The sequence below is a fragment of the Bacillus mesophilus genome, assembly GCF_011008845.1.
GTDB lineage: Bacteria > Bacillota > Bacilli > Bacillales > SA4 > Bacillus_BS > Bacillus_BS mesophilus.
In genome coordinates, this window is record NZ_JAAIWM010000008.1 from 55,326 (window position 1) to 75,265 (window position 19,940).

The following is a 19,940-nucleotide window of genomic DNA, read 5'->3' on the forward strand; positions in this document are numbered from 1 at the left end:
CTACTAGCCAAGTCTGTCTAATCATACTATTATAAATGTAAAAAGGAGCTTGGGTATATGAAGAGAATTTTGATCATTGAAGATGAAAAGAATATTACTCGGTTCCTTGAACTAGAGCTTAAGTATGAAGGATACGAGGTAGATTCAGCGGAAAATGGTAGATTTGGATTGGAAAAAGCCATTAGTGAAGAATGGGACTGTATTTTACTAGATTTAATGCTTCCGGAACTAAATGGCGTGGAAGTGTGTAGAAGAATCAGAGCCGTTAAATCAACCCCGATTATCATGATTACAGCAAGAGATAGTGTGATGGACCGGGTGTCAGGCTTAGATAGTGGTGCAGATGATTATATAGCAAAACCGTTTGCTATTGAAGAACTACTAGCTAGAATTCGATCTTTACTTAGAAGAGTAGGTACAAAAGATGAAGTAAAAGACGAGGTCTTAAATAATCGACAACTAACGTTAAAAATAAAGGCTAGACAGGTAATCAAAAATGGAGAACTTATTGACTTGACGAAACGAGAATATGATTTGTTATTGATGTTCATGAGCAACCAAAATATAGTCTTAAGTCGAGAGGCAATATTAAATAAGGTATGGGGATACGAAACAGAAGTGGAGACCAATGTGGTGGATGTGTATATTCGTTATTTACGAAATAAAATTGATATAGGTGAAACAGAAAGTTATATTCAAACAATACGTGGAACAGGCTATGTGATGAGGGGATGAAAAGGCTTATTCACTCTTTTCAAAGCATATCTTTAAAGTGGCGACTTACTCTATCCACGTCACTACTTATGTTTCTTACATTTATCATATTTAGCTTTGCTGAGTATGAAATTTTATATAATTGGTTATTAGGACAAGAACGAGAAGCTGTTAGTAAAACTAGGGATGAAGTGGCTGCTTATTATCAGCAAATAAATCGACCCTTTCAGAATACTAATGTTCGGGATATGGAAAATCTACTATTAAAACTAAATGATAAGCATCAATTAATTCGTATCCTTGATATTAATCATAATATTGTAATCTCTGTATCTAATGACTTTCCAGGACAGCTTTCTACTGCAAAATATCCGTCTAGAGATGGAATAGAGCAATTTCAATACGAAGGTGATCTCTATCTAGTTGCATGGGAGCATGTGAATTCGCGGTCCTTTCAAGGAACAGTAGAGGTAGTACGTAATTTGAAATCGTTTGAAGATCTGATTAACATAATATTAATGATTATATTTGGATTTGCACTTGCAACGATTCTCATAAGTATCGTTAGTGGGTTGATTATATCAAGACAATATATTAATCCCATAAAGGGATTAAACCAGGCAATCATGAGAGTAAAAGAAGAAGGCTTCCAAACAAGAGTGACAGAAACCCAGCATGATGATGAATTCAGAGAACTTACGACCATTTTTAACGAAATGATGGAACGCGTAGAGGAGACCTTTCAACAACAAAAGCAGTTTGTGGAAGATGCTTCCCATGAACTACGAACACCAATTGCAGTAATCGATGGCCATATAGCACTTTTAAAGAGATGGGGAAAGAATGACCCAGATGTTTTAGAGGAATCCTTATCAGTTTGTAAATCAGAAATTGGTCGATTACAAAAACTTGTCTTGGAACTACTCGAACTAACAAGGTCTGAGACAATCGAAAATGCTGAGATTACACCTATTCCAATCGTAGAAGTGGTCGAACAAATCACTAAAACTTTTGCTATTCTTCATCCTGATTTTACTATTACTTTTAATAATAAAACGGAGGATAAGGTTCAAACCCTTATATCAAAACATCACTTAGAACAAATTATTTTAATTTTATTGGATAATGCGGTAAAATATTCTCCTTACGAAAAACGGATTGACGTCCTTATACAAAAGGAAAGTGATAAAGTGTTCGTCAAAATCATTGATCAAGGGTTAGGGATCTCAGAAGTAGAAAAAAATAAAATCTTTAACCGTTTTTACAGAGTTGATAAAGCTAGAAGTAGAGAACAGGGTGGAGTTGGACTGGGTTTGTCAATTGCTAAGAGAATTGTAGAAAAGTATAAAGGAGATATCGCTGTAAATAGTAGTGAGAACTCCGGATCAACCTTTATCGTTAACTTTCCAATAAGTAAATAAATATTAATAACAAAAATCATCAGTGGGGTAGAGCTCCTTCCCTGTTGATGTTTTTTTTGCGTTTCTTACAACTCTTTTACGATGCGATTACAAGCGGTCGTAATTCAATAAATTTCGTCGAAACCTGTACATACCAGTAGACACCAAAGAAAAAACTGTGGAGGTTATGATGATTTCTCGAGATGCATACTATGACAATGCTAAATTTTTATTAATTTTTTTAGTAGTTTTTGGACATTTAATTCAATCATATATAGAGGAGAGTAAAGTAATCTTAACTTTATATCACACAATCTATGTATTTCATATGCCAGCCTTTATTTTGATCTCTGGTTTTTTTGCTAAAGGGTTCAAACAAACAGGGTACTTGCAAAAGGTGGCAAAAAAACTGATAATCCCTTACCTTATTTTTCAAGGAATCTATTCATTTTTTTATTATGTGATTCAGGGTAAAGATCTAACATCTTTAAATCCATTAGATCCGCATTGGTCACTTTGGTTTTTAATTAGTTTGTTTTTTTGGAATGTCATGCTATATGTTTTTACAAAGTTATCACCACTAACGGCAATAGGTAGTGCAATTATGCTAGGTGTGCTAATTGGCTATATTAATGAAGTGAATGGGTTTTTAAGTTTATCAAGAACTTTTGTTTTTTTTCCTTTATTTTTGGTGGGTTTTTATTTAAGTAAGGAGCACTTCCAAAAAATGAAAGTAATTCGTATTAAAATAGCCGGACTACTCATTCTGTTGTGTACATTCATCATGTTTTTCTTTTTACCTGACTTTAACTATCAGTGGTTATTTGGATCAAAGCCTTATGAGATGTTAGGGGCATTTGGTGTGAATGGCCCTGTTATTAGATTATCCATTTATGTATTGTCGTTTTTAACTACGTTATCATTTTTAGCTCTAGTTCCTTTACGAAGACTTTTCTTTACAAAGTGGGGAACTAGCACTATATACGTTTATTTATTACATGGATTCTTCATAAAATCATTTAGAAATAGTCAATTTGTGGATGTAATCAATAGGACATAGCAATTGCTATTGTTGGTACTTTTTGCAATGCTACTCACGATGATTTTATCAAGTACTGTAATTAGGCGACTAACGCAACCGTTGATTGAGTTGAAATTTAATAGTTGGAAGCAAAGTTTTAAGAAATTAGTACTTGCCAATCTTCTTCAAAATCGTTAAAGAGAAATGGATTCATTCAAGTCATTCATTACTCAGCATATAAAATGAAACAATTAGCTTTTTGTGCTAAAGTTGGGATATATCGTTTGAATACGAGATAGAAATCCTTAGGAGTGAACTACTAGTGGTTGAAATAAGAAAGCCAATTCAAGTAAGTGAGGCTGTTAAGAGAGTTATGAGCTTTGCTAAGCACGGAGTATTAGAAGAACTATCTATTATGGAAGCGTATGGTCGACACTTGGCTGAGGATCTAGTGGCAACTCATCATGTTCCACCATTCGATCGATCTCCTTATGATGGCTTTGCAATTCGCGCGGAGGATAGTCAACTAGCATCTCTCCAAAACACCGTAGAGTTTGAAGTGGTTGAGGAAATTGGTGCAGGATATGTTGCCTCAAAAAAAGTTCAGGCCTATCAAGCTGTTAGACTTATGACTGGTGCTCAAATGCCTGAGGGTTGTGATGCAGTTGTGATGCTTGAGTTGACACAAGAAACAGAACGAGATGGTAAGAAATATATGAGTATTAAACGTCCTTTTCAGCCAGGAGATAATATATCCTTTGAAGGAGAAGATACAAGACAAGGAACCATCCTCGTCAATAAAGGTACGAAAATCAATCCAGGTGTACAGGCGCTTTTAGCAACATTTGGCTATGGAACAGTTAAGGTTGCAAAGAAACCAAAGATAGGTGTATTTGCAACAGGAACAGAACTACTTGAGGTGGATCAAGATTTACAGCCAGGGAAAATCAGGAATAGCAATGCTTATATGATATGTGCTCAGATTGAGAGAAGTGGTGGAATTCCTAAGTATCTTGGTGTTCTGCCTGATGATTTTGAACACTGTTATAATATGATTAAAAGTAGTCTCGACGAGGTTGACATTTTTATTACAACTGGCGGTGTCTCAGTAGGAGACTATGATTATTTACCGGATATATACAAAAAACTTGGAGCATCTGTTCTTTTCAATAAGGTTGCGATGAGACCTGGAAGTGTAACAACAGTTGCGGAGTTAAATGGTAAACTTTTATTTGGTTTATCAGGTAATCCATCTGCTTGCTATGTTGGTTATGAATTATTTACAAGACCGATTGTTCAAACGTTATTGTTTAACCCAAGGCCACACTTGCTAAAGGTAGAAGCGCTCTTAAATGAGAACTATCCAAAGCCAAACCCGTTCACCCGATTTGTAAGGAGCCGATTGATCTATCAAGAAACCACACTAAAGGTAGTCCCAAGTGGCTTTGATAAATCTAATGCTGTCTCCTCTTTAGCAGCTGCTAGCGCCTTGATGATTTTACCAGGTGGAACGAGGGGTTATGAAAAAGGTATGATGGTTGATGTTTTGCTATTAGAGACTGATGACGGAAGTGAGTGGCCATGGAAGTAAGGCTTCCTATTTTTCAAATTGTGGGCTATCAAAATAGTGGGAAGACAACCTTGGTGCAGAAGCTAGTGAAGAATTTAAGCAAACGAGGCTATAAGGTTGGTACTATAAAGCATCATGGACATGGTGGTGAGCCCGATTTTGCTGACAAAGGGAAGGATTCTGCGTTACACCGAAGTGCTGGAGCTAGGGTTGTAACAGTAGAAGGCAATGGTACAATTCAATTAACTGCTTCAGAATTAAAGTGGGACCTTCAACAAATTATTTCACTTTACGAGTCCTTTAATCTAGATATTATTTTAGTAGAGGGATATAAACTGGAATCCTATCCGAAAGTAGTATTGTTAAGAACTCAAGAAGATCTTGAAATGACACAAAAACTATCTAATATTTTTTGTGTCATTTCACAAGTACCTCTGCTCAAACATCAGTGCAAGAATTTAACTTGGTTTTTAAGGTCAGAGGAAGAAGCATATTTATCTTTTTTATTGCAGGAAGTAGGGGGACATAGCAATGAATAATAAGTTATTTGAAATCATCAGTGAACCTATTGAAGTTCAGCCTATTATTGATAAAGTAGTAGATCGAAATGCTGGTGCAATTACCACGTTTATTGGTACTGTTCGTGAACTGACGTATGGGAAAAAAACTCTTTATTTAGAGTATGAATCCTATGTACCGATGGCTGAAAAAAAACTAGAGCAAATTGGTCGAGAAATCAACGAAAAGTGGAAAGATGCTAGGGTAGCAATTACTCATCGAATTGGTCGATTAGATATTACCGATATAGCTGTCGTCATAGCTGTTTCAACTCCTCACCGAAAAGATGCGTATTTAGCTAATGAATATGCGATTGAACGAATTAAAGAAATTGTCCCAATCTGGAAGAAAGAGCATTGGGAAGATGGCGAAAAGTGGATTGGAAATCAACTTGAGACAAAAGAGTATCCAAAAGGGCATCCAGAGGAGGAAGACTTAACGTGATTCAAGTATTGCTTTTTGCTAACCTTAAAGATCAGGCTGGCTCAGAAAAAATAACAATAGATGAACAACAAGTAACCGTAAAGGAACTTCTAGAAATTCTAAAGGAGAAGTACTCATTAACTAATCTAGGGCAAGTGATGGTAGCTATTAATGAAGAATATTCGTTTGATGACGATATTGTGAAATCAGGAGATGTTGTGGCTTTAATTCCACCTGTAAGTGGTGGGTAATCTTAAAAAAAATGACCAAAGGGATTATTAAGTTCCTTTGGTTTTTTGTACTGAAAATTAACTGTTTTTCTTTTTTCTTCGCAATAAACAAAGGGTTATAGTGATTTAAAAAGGATATTAGTCTTAAGGAAAGAATACCTTAGATTAAGAGAACTTCTATGTGCGAGCACCATGACTAATTTTTCTTATTAATGATATGGGGGATATCATGAAGGCTGTGATGGTAACTGAATTTGGTGGCGCAGAAGGATTAAAATTTATGGACGTAGAATTACCGAAAAAATAAAGCCTAATGAAGTATTAATTCTATGGCTGGTAAAGTAACTCAACAATGGATTGAAATCCGTCAAAGTATTGGAAAGGTACTTCTGAGGGTAAGAAACTGAAAATTAGTGAGGTAGTAGTATGAATATCACACATACAAAGAACTTTGAATTAATAGCCAGCCTAAACAAATCTGTTCACACACTACATTATCAATTATATCCAACTAAATTTAAACCCTATGATTATCAGTCAATAAAAGAATTTTTTGAGAGTATTATAGACAATCCTAATTTTGTATTCCTCCTAATTGAGGAAAAGAGTTACCCCTTGGGATATGCGTGGATTGAGTTCAGATCCTACCCAGAAACGGCTTTTACAAAGTCAATAGATGTCATCTATGTTCATCAAATCTCGATAAACTCTATCTCGAGAAATAAAGGGTTTGGCTCTCTACTAATGCTTGAGATTGAAAAAATTGCTAAACAGTATAGTGTATCTAGCATAGAATTAGATTATTGGGCGGCAAATCAAAAAGTAAGAGATTTTTACAAAAAGAATGGATATCAGATTAATAGAGAGTATGTATATAAAAATCTATAAATACAGACGTAAGAACTGCTTAATGCTGGTTCTTTTGTATTGTTTTAAAAAGGTGGCGAAATGATGGAGCCTATTTCTATAAGAAAACTTGAAATTGAAGAAAATCCTCCACTATCATTATTGTTATTAGCAGATCCATCCAGAGAAATGGTTGAGGATTATACAAGAAGGGGAGTTACATATATTGCAGAAATACTTGGTAATGTAATAGGAGTATACGTAATTGTACCTCTTGAACACGACACAATAGAACTAAAGAATGTCGCAATCGATGAGAGATTGCAAGGACAAGGGCTAGGTAAGTTATTGGTTCACCATTCAATAGAGGAGGCTAGAGGATTAGGATACCAGAAAATAGAGGTAGGAACAGGAAACTCTAGTATCAGTCAATTAGCATTATATCAGAAATGTGGATTTAGGATAGATTCTATTGAAAAAGACTTTTTCATTAAACATTACAAAGAAGTAATAGTTGAAAACGGAATTCAATGCAGAGATATGGTTAGGCTGTCACAGTGCTTAACATAAGAAACCCCCACTTCTTAAAGAGGGGGTTATTCATACATTAAATTATTCTAATATAGATAATAATGCCCGATTTCGATCTTCTTGTTCAGCTTCACTTGAAAGGTCATATTTCTTAAGTAAGTGGAAAATCTCATTTAATACAGATTGACTTGGAGAGTTTAAAGACAGAAAACTTCCTAGTCGATCGTATAAATGACTAGGTAAGAATGGCTTCTGCTCATTTAGTTTTGTTATAACATCGTCGATGGAATGGTCAATTTTACAATTACTCATAATCAGGCTAGCCCCCTATATGTGACATTTCTACTTTACTTCGATCACGTTTTACATGACCGCGTTCCTCTGAATAGCGATCGTTCCTTCCGTTCCATAACTGTTGAAGATGGGTAGAAAGTTCTTCATCTGAAAGTGATGTTCGGAGTGGAGTTCTAATATCATGACCATTAGCTGCAAATAAGCAAGTATAAAGTTTACCCTCTGCCGATAATCTAGCACGATTGCAAGAAGAACAAAAAGCATCTGATACGGAAGAAATAACTCCGACCTCATCATTTGAACCTACATAGCGAAAACGACTAGCTACTTCCCCAAGATAATTAGGGGCAATTGGTTCGAGTGGCATAACCGTGTTAATCTCTTCGATAATCTGTTTTTTTGTGTAAACATCATCAAGCTTCCATTTGTTCGTATTTCCTACATCCATGAACTCTATGAAACGAAGAATATGTCCTTTTTCCCTGAAAAACCTGGCCATTGGAATGATCTCATCTTCATTCATTCCTTTTTTTACGACCATGTTTATCTTTACTTGAATGCCTGCTGCGGCCGCGGCATCAATACCATCCAAAACAGTCTGAACCGTTACCCCTCGGCCATTTATCTTACCAAACACTTCATCCTTAAGTGAATCTAAACTAATTGAAACTCGCTTAAGACCTGCCTCCTTTAAGGCTTCTGCATATTTTGGTAGAAGGGAGCCATTTGTTGTCATAGCAATGTCTTCTACACCATCAATTTGATTTATCTTTGAAATAAGCAGATGTAGGTCTTTTCTCATCAAAGGCTCTCCACCTGTAATTCTAATCTTTTGTACACCTAATGTTTCAACGAAAATTCTAGTTAATCGCTCTAACTCTTCAAATGATAAAAGCTGATCTCTCCTTAGAAACTCGAAATCTGGGCCGAAAATTTCTGCGGGCATACAATAAGTACAGCGGAAATTACACTTGTCAGTTACGGAAATACGTAAGTCTCTTAGAGGACGATTAAGTTGATCAAGTACTTTTTGATTATTCAATTAATATTACTCCTCCTTTTTTTCTTGTAAGATTCGATCAGGATGAGAATATACGTTAAAAGAGCTGCCACGAATAAACCCTACAGCTGTAATGTTTAAATCGTTCGCTAGTTTTATAGCTAAATCAGTAGGTGCAGATTTAGATAAAACAATACCAACACCAATTTTGGCGGCTTTGAGAAGAACTTCGGAAGAAATTCTACCGCTAAAAACAATGACTTTATCACGAACAGGTAAGCGATTTAACAAACTATATCCATATAATTTATCTAAAGCATTATGCCGTCCTATATCGGTTCTTCCAACAATGATTTCCTCCGATGAGCACAAGGCGGCATTATGAACTCCACCGGTTTGCTGAAAAACAATACTATTATGTTGCATGTCATTCATAAGTTTAATGCATTGTTCAGGCGTAAGTGTAGTTGTTGATGTAGAAGTTTTGGCGGTGGTCGCATCATTATGAAAGTAAAACTGCCTGCTTTTACCGCAACAAGACCCTATAAAACGCTTAGAATAATATTCCTGACTCGTAGTGATCTCAGCATGTAATTCAACATAAGCATAGCCTCTGTCTTCATTAATGCTAAGTGATTTTATATCATCCCTAAAACGAATAACACCTTCAGATGCTAAAAAACCAATTACCATTTCATCAAAATGTGTAGGCGTACATACCATTGTAGCAAATTCCATATTATTTACAAAAATAGTTAATGGAAATTCTAAGACGATATCATCTTCATGTTCATGAAGAGTACCATTTGAATATTTTACAATTTTTTGTATATTACTCATTTTTTGAGTCATTATGATCACCCAGTTAATTTAGATTAATAAAAATATAAACATAGAAAACTAAAAGAAACAAGTAATAAGCGTTATGTAAGTATTTAACATTAAAATTAGTTTAAAAAAGTATTGCTAGTACGATTTTATGGTGGTACTATGTGTTTACAAAGTTCATAATTTTGTAACATGTTGATTCAGAGATAGCGATCCTGTCTTCTAATTAATTTGTTACTTGTTGTAACGATAACTGTTGGTCCGATAGTAGCGTAACCTGCTAGAAACTAACCGTCATTCTTTCTTAACTAGCATTCAAAGAGTGCAATTTAAGAGCGATTGACGGTTTTCTTTTGTTCTTTGAAATATAGAGGGGGAAATTTTTGTGAAAAAGACAAAAAATCGTTGGCTTATTGCCTTATCAGCTATTTTTATTCATTTATCTATAGGTTCAGCTTATGCATATAGTGTTTATAAAAACCCTATTAGCGAACAATTAGGCTGGAGTGGTACTCAAGTATCGCTTGCATTTACTCTTGCTATTGTATTTTTAGGTTTAGCTGCAGCAATTGGTGGGAAGTACGTAGAGAAATACGGTCCAAGAAAATCTGCAACAGTTTCTGCTATTTTATTTAGTTTAGGACATATTGGTTCAGGATTTGCAATTTCGATTGAATCGTTACCGTTATTTTTATTTATGTACGGTGTAGTTGGAGGAATTGGTCTTGGTATAGGTTATATCTCACCAGTATCAACCCTTGTTAAATGGTTCCCAGACCGAAGAGGTTTAGCAACTGGTATGGCGGTATTTGGCTTTGGAGCTGGTGCTTTAATTACAAGTCCAATTGCTGCAAACTTAATCGTTTCGATCAATATACAAAGCACATTCTATATTTTAGGTTTTGCATACTTAATTCTAATGATGATTGGTGCTTCTTATATCGCACGTCCAGAAGAGGGTTGGGCTCCAAAAGGCTTCAATTCAAAAGAAGCTGGTGGAACAAAAATAAAAGCCGATTTATCACAGTTAAATGCTAACGAGGCGGTAAAAACTAAGCGTTTTTGGTTATTATGGACAATGATCTTTATAAACGTTTCATCTGGGATCATGATCATTTCTGTAGCTTCACCAATGGCTCAAGATATGGTTGGTATGTCAGCTGTAGCTGCTGCCGCAATGGTAGGACTAATGGGTCTTCTAAATGGTGCAGGTCGTATAGTATGGTCTTCCATTTCTGACTTTATCGGTCGTCCGGCTGTGTTTATTACGTATTTTAGTATTCAAATCGTAGCATTTGCAGTCATACCATTTACAACGAACGCAATTTTATTCCAATTATTAATTCTTATTGTATTAACTTGTTATGGTGGAGGATTTGCTGCTTTACCTGCTTTTATAGGAGATTTATTCGGTACAAAACAATTAGGAGCTATTCATGGTTATATCCTTACAGCTTGGTCATTAGCTGGTGTTGTTGGACCAATTACAGTTTCTTATATCAGAGAAGTAACCAATAGTTATATACCAGCATTCTACATCTTCACGGCTCTATTAGTCATTGCTCTTGTTGTTTCACTAATGATGAAAGCGGACATAAAAAAGGTACGTCAGCAAAATGAGATTTCTGATAAAAAGTCTTTAGTGAGTTAAAATACTTTCTATTCGAGATTTAATATGATAAAATACCAATCATGATTTAACCTCATAGGTAGGAGGATCTCATGAATAAGTATGAAGCTGAATTCAGCAACCTTGTTCGTACCTTTAGAAAGAAACACATGGGTAAAGGCCCAAGTAAGATTACTACAACTTTTTGTAAAAATTGGGCAATCTGTGAAATGGAAGGTAACCTCTCTCCAGTTGAGAAGTTTATCGCTAGTGCCAATGAGGGGAAACAAGCACTGCGGGCTGCTCGAACAGAGATGGTAAAGGAAATGTATCGGAAGAATCCTCCACTTGAGATGGAAGAATTCTTACAATGCAAATTTGTAGAATTATTTGTTGATATTGATATCGACAGAGATTTTGGAATGTCGATCTTCGTATTCAACGAGGACATACAACAAAAATTTTCTAAATAACAGGTTTGGCACTTGGTAGCGACCCTGCTAAAGACTAACCACCGGATTATCCAATCATGTTTATTATGGTTGAATATCGGTGGTTTTTTATTTGGCTTTAGAGAGAAAATTGACGAAAAATGCAGAAAATCATTTTCAAAGAGAATGAGCGGTAGGAAGTGTAGTAAAAGTAGCCTATTGATAATCATCTTATAATGCTTTGTCATTAGGCTAGTTTTTCTAAAAATATAATATTAGGAATTAATAGATTAGGAGTGAAAAAAAATGGGGGAAACAAAACACCAAGGACCTATAAAGGCAACTAAAGCACTACAGCCTAAGCACTGGGTGAGTCCAATACCATTTGGTTTCGGAAAGGTGAAACCTCAACACTTTCGCGATACAATGAAGATCGCTTGGGATAATAAAGATAATCTTGGTTATGCAACACGTATTGTTACACAAGGGGTTTGTGATGGTTGTGCTTTAGGTGTGTCGGGTCTTTATGATCAAACACTTAAAGGACCTCATATGTGTACAACTAGATTAAATGTACTGCGTTTAAATACGATGCCTGCTTTAAAGGAAGAAATTGTTCACGCCGACATTGATGAATTACGCAAATATAGTAGTACAGAATTAAGAAAGCTTGGCCGTATACCATATCCATTAATCCGTCGTAAAGGGGAGAGAAAGTTCTCACGTCTTACTTGGGATGAAGCAATGGATATTATTGCAAACAAAATGAAGGAATTAGATCCAAAGCAATATGCTTTTTACTTAACATCTAGAGGAATCACAAACGAATCCTATTATGTGGCAGGGAAAGTTTCGAGATTCTTAGGTGCAAACAACATTGACAATGCTTCACGTATTTGTCACTCACCTAGTAAAACAGCACTAAAAAGATCAATTGGTGTGGGTGCTTCTACTGCTAATTATCAAGATTGGTTTGGTACAGATGTGCTACTATTCTGGGGAAGTGTTGCTTCTAATGCATCACCAGTTTCCACAAAATATATGCTAGAAGCAAAAAAACGAGGAACGAAAATCATCGTGGTTAATCCCTACGCAGAGCCTGCAATGGATGAATACTGGATTCCATCAAACATGGAATCAGCTTTATTTGGTACCAAAATTGCTGACGATTTCTATAAAGTTAACATTGGTGGAGATATTGCGTTCATGCATGGGATCATGAAGCACTGGTTTGAGATGGAAGAAAAACAGCATGGTTCGGCAATTAATCATGACTTTGTAAATAAGCATGTAAACGGATATGAAGAACTTAAAGCAACTGTTCAAGATCAAGAATGGGATGAAATTATTAAGTCATCAGGTATTTCTAGAGAAAGAATTGCAGAATTAGCCGAGCTGTTAGCAAAGAGTAAAAATGCTGTTTTTGCTTGGGCTCTTGGGTTAACTATGCACTCTTTTGCAACAGATAATATTTCTCAGGTGGCAAATCTTGCTTTATTACGTGGTTATTTAGGACGTAAAAACAGTGGGTTAATGCCTTTCCGTGGACACTCTTCTGTACAAGGTGCAGGGGAAATGGGGGCGGATCCATTTGTTCTTCCAGGTGGTGACTTTGAACCTAAAAATATCGAGCGAATGGAAAAGCTTTGGGGCTTTGAGATTGAGAAATGGCAAGGTGATATTGTTGGGGTTACACTTGAAAATATCATGTTACCAGAGGATAGTGAACGTAAAATTAAAATGTACTATCTTTCAGGTGGAAACTTCCTTGAAACAATGCCAGATCCGAATTTCGTTGAAGAGGCGTTGTCTGAACTAGATATTCGTGTACACCAAGATATTATTTTTAACACTTCTACACTTGTTGACGCAAAGGAAGCTGTTATTGTCCTTCCTGCTAAAACTCGTTACGAGCAAGAGGGTGGTGGTACCTCAACTTCAACTGAACGTATGGTTTACTTCTCACCTGAGATAGAAGGAAACAAAAATGAGATTAAAGAAGCGCGTGCGGAATGGAAGATATACATTGATCTTGCAAAGCGTGTGAAGCCAGAAACTGCTCATTTAGTAGATTTCAAAGATGCCCAAGAGATTCGTGATGAAATCGCAAAAGCAAATCCAAATTATGATGGAATTCAACACTTGAAAAAGCAAGGTGACGTATTCCAATGGGGTGGAGCATGGTTATGTGAAGGTGGCGTATGTCCTACTCCAGATGGTAAAGGGAACCTCATCGGGGTTGAAATTCCAGATCTAAATAAGAAAGATGGACAATTTGTTGTCACCTCACGTCGAGGTAAGCAGTTTAACTCGATGGTATATAAGGAAGTAGATCCATTTAATGGAGCAGGGCGTTATGATGTTCTTATGAACGCTGAAGATGCTCGTAACTTAAGTATTGCTGAAGGAGAAGGAATTGTTGTCTATAATGGGTTTGGCGTTTTCCAAGGAAAAGCTAAATTTGTAGATATCGCAAAAGGCAATCTTGAGGTGCATTTCCCTGAAGGAAACTTCCTACTACCAAGAGGGAGATATGAAAAATACGCAGGAATCCCAGATTATAATATTACAGTCACTGTAGAAAAAGCTGATCGCTACAATGCTCGAAAAGATTCACAATATCTCGAAAAGCGAATTGATGATTTAGAAGTAGATGCACCCGCTTAAGAATTACTAAGACAGGATATTTAATTCCTGTCTTTTTCTATGGAATCGTTTCTCTTCTAACTACGTATCTAACAGATTTTCAAGATAATTTACACTATGTAAAGGAATTTAGTAATAGAATTGCCGATTATTTTAATTAGTGGCACTGTTTGCTAATCTTACCTTCTATTTACTAATGTTATTATGTATGATCTCGTGTAAAATTGGTTTTGTAAGGAACGCTTAATATCCTGCATTGTTCGTGACCACATAAAAAAACTGAATAAATATAGATAGGAATGCCTACATTAATAACCCGATGTCATGCTCAATTCATTGACTTGAGAGTACGAGAAGGTTGTTTGCGGCAATCCACCTGAGGAAAGTTCAGGTTTTTCTATATCGGTTACGGCAATTTGGGACTTAGATAAGAACCCACTCTATAAGAGTGGGTTCTTTTATTTTGGCATATATATTAGCCTAGTAAGTTTTTCTATTCATGAGCCCTACGATACATATCAAATACATCTTCAGTGACAATCACTAATTTCCGTCTATGACTCATATTACCTACTGCTTCTCTAATTATTTTAGCCGTAGGTTCGTCCTCTGTCTTCACTCCACTTACGATAATTCTATCTCGATCCACCAACACTTGAACCTCCTGTTCAGGAAATGCTTGATTAATTTTTCCGCTTATTCGTTCCTGAAGCAATTCATCAGTGGAAATGACTTCATTCGGCTCGAACCTAGTAGGTGTTACGCCAGGTGAGAGAGGAGAAGTATGCTGAGATTGAGTGTTGGATGGCCCCATCATTAAAAGCTGACAGCCTGAAAGTAATGAAATAATAATAATTATGAGTATGAATAATATCTTTTTCATATCGACACCTCCTTTTATTATTGTGTCAAAAAGAAGAAAAGACATACGAATTATAAAATTGCCTATACTATGAATGATTCTTAAACCATCATTATGAAAGGAGATTATAATGAAGAAAAATGAAGAAGAGAAGCACATAAATGTTTCAGGTTCTTTTCAGGTTATTGATGAAGAACGACGAGAAGAATTAGAAGATGTTCAAAACAGATATGGACTTGATGAAGAATCGCTATATTATGCAAGACAATTTATGGAGGATTAAAAAAATGGGTAAGCCAATTGGCTTGCTTTTTTTGATACTGTAAGGTGATATTGATTGTTATTGTTTAAAAGATATAGAACATGATCATAGTTATTTCATGAGGTTGAAAAATTCTCCTTCGCCGGTACTAGCCATAATAAGAATTTCTAAAAATTTATGGAAATATGTAACCACCAAAGTGTTATGTTTCAATGTTCCATATTTTACATCCCTCTTTATGGTTGTTCTGAAGTTGGTTTTGTGTGAAAATATACTAATCAAATTGTCACTCGAGAGAGGGAACTGTAATTGAAAATTAATAAAAAAAACATACCCATTATATATATATTAATAGGAATAATCTGGATTTCTAGTACTGGTTTTGCACTTAAAAACTTGGATCTGTCTGTAGAATCTATTTTTCTACTTGAAAACTTTAAAGGTTTATTTTTTGTGTTGGTTACAGCTTTATTATTATCTAAATTGATAAAAAAAGAAAAAGATGTAAGAGAAATTACTGAAGAAAAAGAAAAACTTCAAATGTTAATAGATTGTATGCCAGATGCTGTCGTATTTAAAGATGGAGAAGGGAAATGGCAACAAGTAAACAAGTATTTACTTGAACTTTTCGAAATTGAAGATGTTGATTGGAAAGGTAAAACGGACGTAGAAATAGCAAAACATGCAGACTTTTATCACGATGCTTTACTATATTGCGTTGATTCAGATGAAGAAACTTGGAAAGCGGGTTCAATCACAAGGTGTTTAGAGTTTGTTCCAATGAAAAACGGGAAGTTCAAAACTTTTGATACGATTAAAATTCCTAGCTATTTTCCAGATGGAACTAGAAAAAGCCTAGTGGTAATAGGAAGAGATATTACTGATCTGAAAAATGCTGAAGAAATGCTTCGACAATCTGAAAAACTATCGGTAGTAGGAGAACTAGCAGCTGGTATTGCACATGAAATTAGGAATCCGTTAACTTCCATTAAAGGATTTCTACAATTGTCTAACGAAGGAACGATTAACCTTTCCGAATACGATGATTTTTTATTAGGCGAAATTGATAGAATAAGTGAGATTGTTACAGAATTGCTTTTGTTAGCAAAGCCTCAAAAAACAGATTTTGAAGTTTGTAATTTAAATTCCATTGTAGAAGAAGTAGCAACATTGATGAAATCGGAAGCATTGTATAAAGATGTTGAAATAAATGTTCATCTTTCAAAATCACCTTTCATAATGGGTCATTTTTCTCAATTAAAACAAGTTTTTATCAATATCTTAAAAAATGGAATGGATGCTATTGGAACAAAAGGAATAATTAATATCTCATTAATACAAGAGAATGAAGAATTCGTTGTTGTTAGTTTTGAGGACACAGGTTGTGGGATTAGCAAAGAAAGATTAAAAAGAATCGGAGAACCTTTCTACAGTGTTAAAGAAAAAGGGATTGGATTAGGTATGACTGTTAGCTTTAGAATTGTTGAAGCTCACAAAGGCAAAATTAACATTCAAAGCGAAGTAAATAAAGGAACAACCGTTGCTGTTATGCTACCTATAGAAAAGCACATAACATAAAGATTAACGGGTTCGGTTGAGGTAGAAATTATATCTCACATCTTAACTCTATGAAAAACAAAAAGGTTTTAATAAAAACTTCACAGTATAATAGCTATCTGATTCAGTAAAAGTAGTGTAAAACGAGTAAATTTATAAACCGTAACGGTTGTATATCCGTTACGGTTTATAACTTAGAATCTCCATATGAATTCATTTAAAGATTGTTTAGTTTTCTTATGTATCCTCGGTATTCTCCTTTAATGTTAAGATTTTTCTTTTCCTCAGTTAATCGCAACTTTCTCACTAAAGCTTTTTCTTTCTTTATTGCAAAAGGCCAACTACATTTTTCTTCAAATAAAGAGTCATTAGCACCCATACGAAGTTGTTTTTAGAACTGAAGATCACCTTAAGTACATAGTGATTTGAAAAACATTTATTTCGCATTGCGAAATAAATCAGTGTGGATTACAATAAAGTAAACTAAATATAGAATGGAAGCGTAACAGAATGAAAAAACATGTATTTCTATATATGAAGGCACTATCTGACTTTGGAACCTTCATGGATATGATTGTATTAAACGTTGTGATTTATACGGCAACAGGAAGTGCTGCCTGGCTTGCCGCTACATTAGCCGCGAGAACATTAGGTGGTGTGATTGCTAGTTTATTCTCAGGGGTAGTGGCTGACCGTCTAGATAGAAGAAAGGTAATGATATGGGCTGATATTCTCAGAGGAATTATTATTCTGCTATTAATCCCATTTCCAACTCCTACTGTTATTATCATTGGTTCATTCTTGATTGGATTTATTAGTAGCTTTTTCCATGTTAGCTTTAGTGCTGAAATTCCACAGATGTTTGGAGAGGATAAGGTACTTGAAACTAATTCCTTAATCTCAAGATTAACCTCAATAAGTTTAGTACTCGGTTTTATTGGTGCAGGTCTTATTACAGATATTCTCGGCTATAAGGTTACGCTTATGATTGATGCAACAACCTATATATTGTCCGCAGTTGTATTAATGAAACTAAGATGGGATTCAGCTTTTCGTAAGACGGAGGAATTGGCATCAGGTGTTAAACAAAAACTATTAAGCGTTGTAAAAGATATTAAAGAGGTCTATTTGTATCTAAAGCTATTGCCAGTTTTATTAATGTTCAATTTTGTCTTTCTCATCGGTGCGTTTGCAGGAAGTTCACATAACCTTGGAATTCCATTACTAGCCGAGCAAGTTGATCCACTGCGTCAGAGTTTTTATTATGGAATGATTTGGGGAGTATGGGGAATTGGGTCTGTTCTAGCAACCTATACCCTACCAAGATTAAAATGGTTAAAAGATGATAAATTGTTCACAACGGCTTATTTATCTGCTATTTTAATGTCTACTGGATTTATTCTATTTCTATCTAGTGAAACAATCGTCATTATATTGTCCATTGCATTTCTAACAGGGATTTTTGATGCAGCCTATACAACCTTGTATTCTACGATTCTCCAGAAAACTGATAACCATATTCGGGGAAGAATCTTTGGAGTTGGTATGCTTCTTAAATCACTAGGCTTCGCATTAGGTTTTATCGTTGCACCAATTATAATGGATATCGTCTCAATGAAAAATATGGTATGGATTCTACACGGAACTTTTATAAGTGCTAGCGTAACTGCTTTGATTGTAACATTGGTCTGGAAATCAAAACAAAAAAATATGGCTGCGGTCAAAACTATTTAGAAAGATTCCCATATGGGAGTCTTTTTTTATTAGTTTTAATCAGGTTATATAAGGAGACGATGAATGATAAGAACAATTGGAAGAGGGAGAGAAATATGACAAACTTAGTGAAAATGAATGGATTTCCACTTACTCAATATATTAACTTTCGATTAAACCCACTAAAGTGGTTGTATGAAACCCAAAAACAGGGAGAAATAGTTACAATAAATCCAAAGCATCCTCGACCGTCCTATGTAATCTATGACCCTACAGCAATCAAAGAGATTTTAACAACAAAGGATGCTTATTTTGAAAAAGGAAACTCTTCAAGAGTATTTAAGCGTTCACTAGGAAATGGTTTACTAACGAGTGAAGGAGATGAGCACCGGGTACAGCGAAAAATGTTACAGCCTGCCTTTCATAAAAAGAAAATTATAGGTTATTCGGAAATTATTACACGATACTCCTTGGATATGTTAAAAACCTGGAAGAGGGGGGAAGAAAGAAGAATTGATCAGGATATGATGAATTTAACCTTGCGGATTATTATGAAGACGATGTTTGGAAAAGATGAACTTGAACATTCTGAGACCGTTACAAATGCAGTGAATATCATTATTGAAAAAGCGGCTCAGTCATTGTTCTTGCCTTTTCCTATTCTTGACCGTATACCATCGGCTCAGAATCGCCGCTATCAAGAGGCAATGAATAGGATGGATCACTTAACAAAAGATGTTATTGATACAGAAGCACACAGTAATAAGGAACGGGAGCATCTACTAGCATTATTACTTACGACGAAATATGAGGATGGATCCTCATTATCGGAAAAAGAAATTAAGGATCAAGTGATCACTTTCTTAATTGCGGGACATGAAACAACCGCAAATGTTTTATCTTGGATTTGGTATCTGTTAAGTCAACATCCAAAAGTGGAAAGGCGATTTCATGAGGAACTCGATCATGTATTAATGGGAAAGCCTCCTACCTTTGATCATGTTTCCCAACTTACTTATACAACTCAAATTTTTCATGAAGCTTTACGTCTTTATCCTGCAGCTTGGATTATTCTCCGTGAAGCAAAGAATGAGGTACAAATAGCTGGGTACACATTTACAAAGGGTTCGACCTTTCTAATTAGCCCCTATGCAATTCACCGACATCCCGCCTACTATGAGGAGCCGGAAAGGTTTAATCCAGATCGATTTGATCCAAAAAACTTAACTTCAATTCCTAACTATGCATATATACCTTTTGGAGCAGGTTCAAGAGGTTGTATTGGGAGTCAATTTGCCTTAATGGAGTCAGTATTGATCATGGCCTCAATCGGTCAATATTATAGGCTAACACTTTCACAATCGAATAAGACAGTAAGGCCGGAACCACTTTTGTCGTTACGAATCAAAAATGGAATTAAAATGAACATTTTAGATCGAACTTAA

At 35.4% G+C, this 19,940-nt stretch carries 19 protein-coding genes, 1 other RNA gene and 1 pseudogene; 17 read left to right on the plus strand and 4 right to left on the minus strand.

Annotated elements, in window-relative coordinates; genetic code table 11:
* The first annotated feature begins 57 nt into the window (after positions 1-57).
* The 9 genes and pseudogenes from G4D63_RS18130 to G4D63_RS18170 all read left to right on the plus strand — a co-directional run bounded on the left by G4D63_RS18130 (position 58) and on the right by G4D63_RS18170 (position 7,332).
* The gene (locus tag G4D63_RS18130; protein ID WP_163181329.1) at positions 58-735 is read left to right on the plus strand and encodes a response regulator transcription factor; all 678 of its coding nucleotides are present in this window, start codon (positions 58-60) and stop codon (positions 733-735) included.
* Complete coding sequence (locus tag G4D63_RS18135; RefSeq protein ID WP_163181331.1) at positions 732-2,135, plus strand: HAMP domain-containing sensor histidine kinase; 1,404 nt, start codon at positions 732-734, stop codon at positions 2,133-2,135. Before G4D63_RS18130 ends, G4D63_RS18135 begins: the two co-directional genes overlap by 4 nt.
* 166 nt (positions 2,136-2,301) lie before the next feature.
* Positions 2,302-3,333 (plus strand): annotated as a pseudogene (locus G4D63_RS18140) (acyltransferase family protein).
* A 124-nt stretch (positions 3,334-3,457) separates the two neighbouring features.
* Positions 3,458-4,726, plus strand: a complete 1,269-nt coding sequence (locus tag G4D63_RS18145) for a molybdenum cofactor synthesis domain-containing protein (protein WP_163181333.1) — start codon at positions 3,458-3,460, stop codon at positions 4,724-4,726.
* The gene (gene mobB, locus G4D63_RS18150) at positions 4,711-5,244 is read left to right on the plus strand and encodes a molybdopterin-guanine dinucleotide biosynthesis protein B (RefSeq protein WP_420837829.1); all 534 of its coding nucleotides are present in this window, start codon (positions 4,711-4,713) and stop codon (positions 5,242-5,244) included. Before G4D63_RS18145 ends, mobB begins: the two co-directional genes overlap by 16 nt.
* On the plus strand, positions 5,237-5,707 hold the full coding sequence (locus G4D63_RS18155) for a molybdenum cofactor biosynthesis protein MoaE (RefSeq protein ID WP_163181337.1): 471 nt from the start codon (positions 5,237-5,239) through the stop codon (positions 5,705-5,707). Before mobB ends, G4D63_RS18155 begins: the two co-directional genes overlap by 8 nt.
* On the plus strand, positions 5,704-5,937 hold the full coding sequence (moaD, locus tag G4D63_RS18160; RefSeq protein ID WP_163181339.1) for a molybdopterin converting factor subunit 1: 234 nt from the start codon (positions 5,704-5,706) through the stop codon (positions 5,935-5,937). Before G4D63_RS18155 ends, moaD begins: the two co-directional genes overlap by 4 nt.
* 405 nt (positions 5,938-6,342) lie before the next feature.
* Entirely contained in the window at positions 6,343-6,804 is a 462-nt protein-coding gene (locus tag G4D63_RS18165; protein WP_163181341.1) for a GNAT family N-acetyltransferase, read from the plus strand.
* Between the two features lie 72 nt (positions 6,805-6,876).
* Positions 6,877-7,332: a GNAT family N-acetyltransferase gene (locus G4D63_RS18170; RefSeq protein WP_163181501.1), complete on the plus strand. Its 456-nt coding sequence runs from the start codon at positions 6,877-6,879 to the stop codon at positions 7,330-7,332.
* 42 nt (positions 7,333-7,374) lie between these two features.
* Here the strand turns inward: G4D63_RS18170 and G4D63_RS18175 are convergent, their stop codons facing one another.
* From G4D63_RS18175 to fdhD, 3 genes are read right to left on the minus strand one after another with little or no spacing between them, the layout of a single operon-like run.
* A complete protein-coding gene (locus G4D63_RS18175) occupies positions 7,375-7,605 on the minus strand; it encodes a group-specific protein (protein ID WP_163181343.1) in 231 nt (76 codons plus the stop codon).
* Positions 7,606-7,612: 7 nt separating this feature from the next.
* A complete protein-coding gene (moaA, locus tag G4D63_RS18180; protein ID WP_163181345.1) occupies positions 7,613-8,629 on the minus strand; it encodes a GTP 3',8-cyclase MoaA in 1,017 nt (338 codons plus the stop codon).
* Positions 8,630-8,635: 6 nt separating this feature from the next.
* On the minus strand, positions 8,636-9,439 hold the full coding sequence (fdhD, locus tag G4D63_RS18185) for a formate dehydrogenase accessory sulfurtransferase FdhD (RefSeq protein WP_163181347.1): 804 nt from the start codon (positions 9,437-9,439) through the stop codon (positions 8,636-8,638).
* 361 nt (positions 9,440-9,800) lie between these two features.
* On the opposite strand from fdhD, the gene G4D63_RS18190 reads away from it, so the two are divergent.
* The 4 genes from G4D63_RS18190 (at position 9,801) to ssrS (ending at position 14,528) form a co-directional block, all read left to right on the plus strand.
* Positions 9,801-11,066 carry an L-lactate MFS transporter gene (locus G4D63_RS18190; protein WP_163181349.1) on the plus strand — a complete coding sequence of 422 codons (1,266 nt, stop codon included), beginning with the start codon at positions 9,801-9,803 and terminating at the stop codon, positions 11,064-11,066.
* A gap of 71 nt (positions 11,067-11,137) precedes the next feature.
* On the plus strand, positions 11,138-11,497 hold the full coding sequence (locus tag G4D63_RS18195) for a Na-translocating system protein MpsC family protein (protein WP_163181351.1): 360 nt from the start codon (positions 11,138-11,140) through the stop codon (positions 11,495-11,497).
* Positions 11,498-11,761: 264 nt separating this feature from the next.
* Positions 11,762-14,122 (plus strand): FdhF/YdeP family oxidoreductase, encoded by a 2,361-nt coding sequence (locus tag G4D63_RS18200; protein ID WP_163181353.1) that lies wholly within the window; start codon positions 11,762-11,764, stop codon positions 14,120-14,122.
* A 224-nt stretch (positions 14,123-14,346) separates the two neighbouring features.
* Positions 14,347-14,528: non-coding RNA, 6S RNA (ssrS, locus tag G4D63_RS18205), on the plus strand.
* A 66-nt stretch (positions 14,529-14,594) separates the two neighbouring features.
* On the opposite strand, the gene G4D63_RS18210 is transcribed toward ssrS, so the two are convergent.
* Entirely contained in the window at positions 14,595-14,984 is a 390-nt protein-coding gene (locus tag G4D63_RS18210) for a hypothetical protein (protein ID WP_163181355.1), read from the minus strand.
* A 109-nt stretch (positions 14,985-15,093) separates the two neighbouring features.
* Between G4D63_RS18210 and G4D63_RS18215 the strand changes: the two genes are divergently transcribed.
* The 4 genes from G4D63_RS18215 to G4D63_RS18230 all read left to right on the plus strand — a co-directional run bounded on the left by G4D63_RS18215 (position 15,094) and on the right by G4D63_RS18230 (position 19,940).
* Positions 15,094-15,246: a hypothetical protein gene (locus G4D63_RS18215; protein ID WP_163181357.1), complete on the plus strand. Its 153-nt coding sequence runs from the start codon at positions 15,094-15,096 to the stop codon at positions 15,244-15,246.
* Positions 15,247-15,534: 288 nt separating this feature from the next.
* Positions 15,535-16,803 (plus strand): ATP-binding protein, encoded by a 1,269-nt coding sequence (locus G4D63_RS18220; RefSeq protein ID WP_163181359.1) that lies wholly within the window; start codon positions 15,535-15,537, stop codon positions 16,801-16,803.
* Positions 16,804-17,292: 489 nt separating this feature from the next.
* Complete coding sequence (locus G4D63_RS18225; protein ID WP_163181361.1) at positions 17,293-18,516, plus strand: MFS transporter; 1,224 nt, start codon at positions 17,293-17,295, stop codon at positions 18,514-18,516.
* Between the two features lie 95 nt (positions 18,517-18,611).
* Positions 18,612-19,940, plus strand: coding sequence for a cytochrome P450 (locus G4D63_RS18230; RefSeq protein ID WP_163181363.1), 1,329 nt, complete (start codon positions 18,612-18,614; stop codon positions 19,938-19,940).

Excerpts from the sequence above, each read along its gene's own strand:
- G4D63_RS18225 (WP_163181361.1), top strand. The coding sequence starts at position 17,293 with ATGAAAAAACATGTATTTCTATATATGAAGGCACTATCTGACTTTGGA.
- G4D63_RS18200 (WP_163181353.1), top strand. The coding sequence starts at position 11,762 with ATGGGGGAAACAAAACACCAAGGACCTATAAAGGCAACTAAAGCACTA.
- G4D63_RS18135 (WP_163181331.1), top strand. The coding sequence starts at position 732 with ATGAAAAGGCTTATTCACTCTTTTCAAAGCATATCTTTAAAGTGGCGA.
- G4D63_RS18230 (WP_163181363.1), top strand. The coding sequence starts at position 18,612 with ATGACAAACTTAGTGAAAATGAATGGATTTCCACTTACTCAATATATT.
- G4D63_RS18155 (WP_163181337.1), top strand. The coding sequence starts at position 5,237 with ATGAATAATAAGTTATTTGAAATCATCAGTGAACCTATTGAAGTTCAG.
- G4D63_RS18210 (WP_163181355.1), bottom strand. The coding sequence starts at position 14,984 with ATGAAAAAGATATTATTCATACTCATAATTATTATTATTTCATTACTT.
- G4D63_RS18215 (WP_163181357.1), top strand. The coding sequence starts at position 15,094 with ATGAAGAAAAATGAAGAAGAGAAGCACATAAATGTTTCAGGTTCTTTT.
- fdhD (WP_163181347.1), bottom strand. The coding sequence starts at position 9,439 with ATGACTCAAAAAATGAGTAATATACAAAAAATTGTAAAATATTCAAAT.
- G4D63_RS18195 (WP_163181351.1), top strand. The coding sequence starts at position 11,138 with ATGAATAAGTATGAAGCTGAATTCAGCAACCTTGTTCGTACCTTTAGA.
- G4D63_RS18165 (WP_163181341.1), top strand. The coding sequence starts at position 6,343 with ATGAATATCACACATACAAAGAACTTTGAATTAATAGCCAGCCTAAAC.
- G4D63_RS18130 (WP_163181329.1), top strand. The coding sequence starts at position 58 with ATGAAGAGAATTTTGATCATTGAAGATGAAAAGAATATTACTCGGTTC.
- G4D63_RS18175 (WP_163181343.1), bottom strand. The coding sequence starts at position 7,605 with ATGAGTAATTGTAAAATTGACCATTCCATCGACGATGTTATAACAAAA.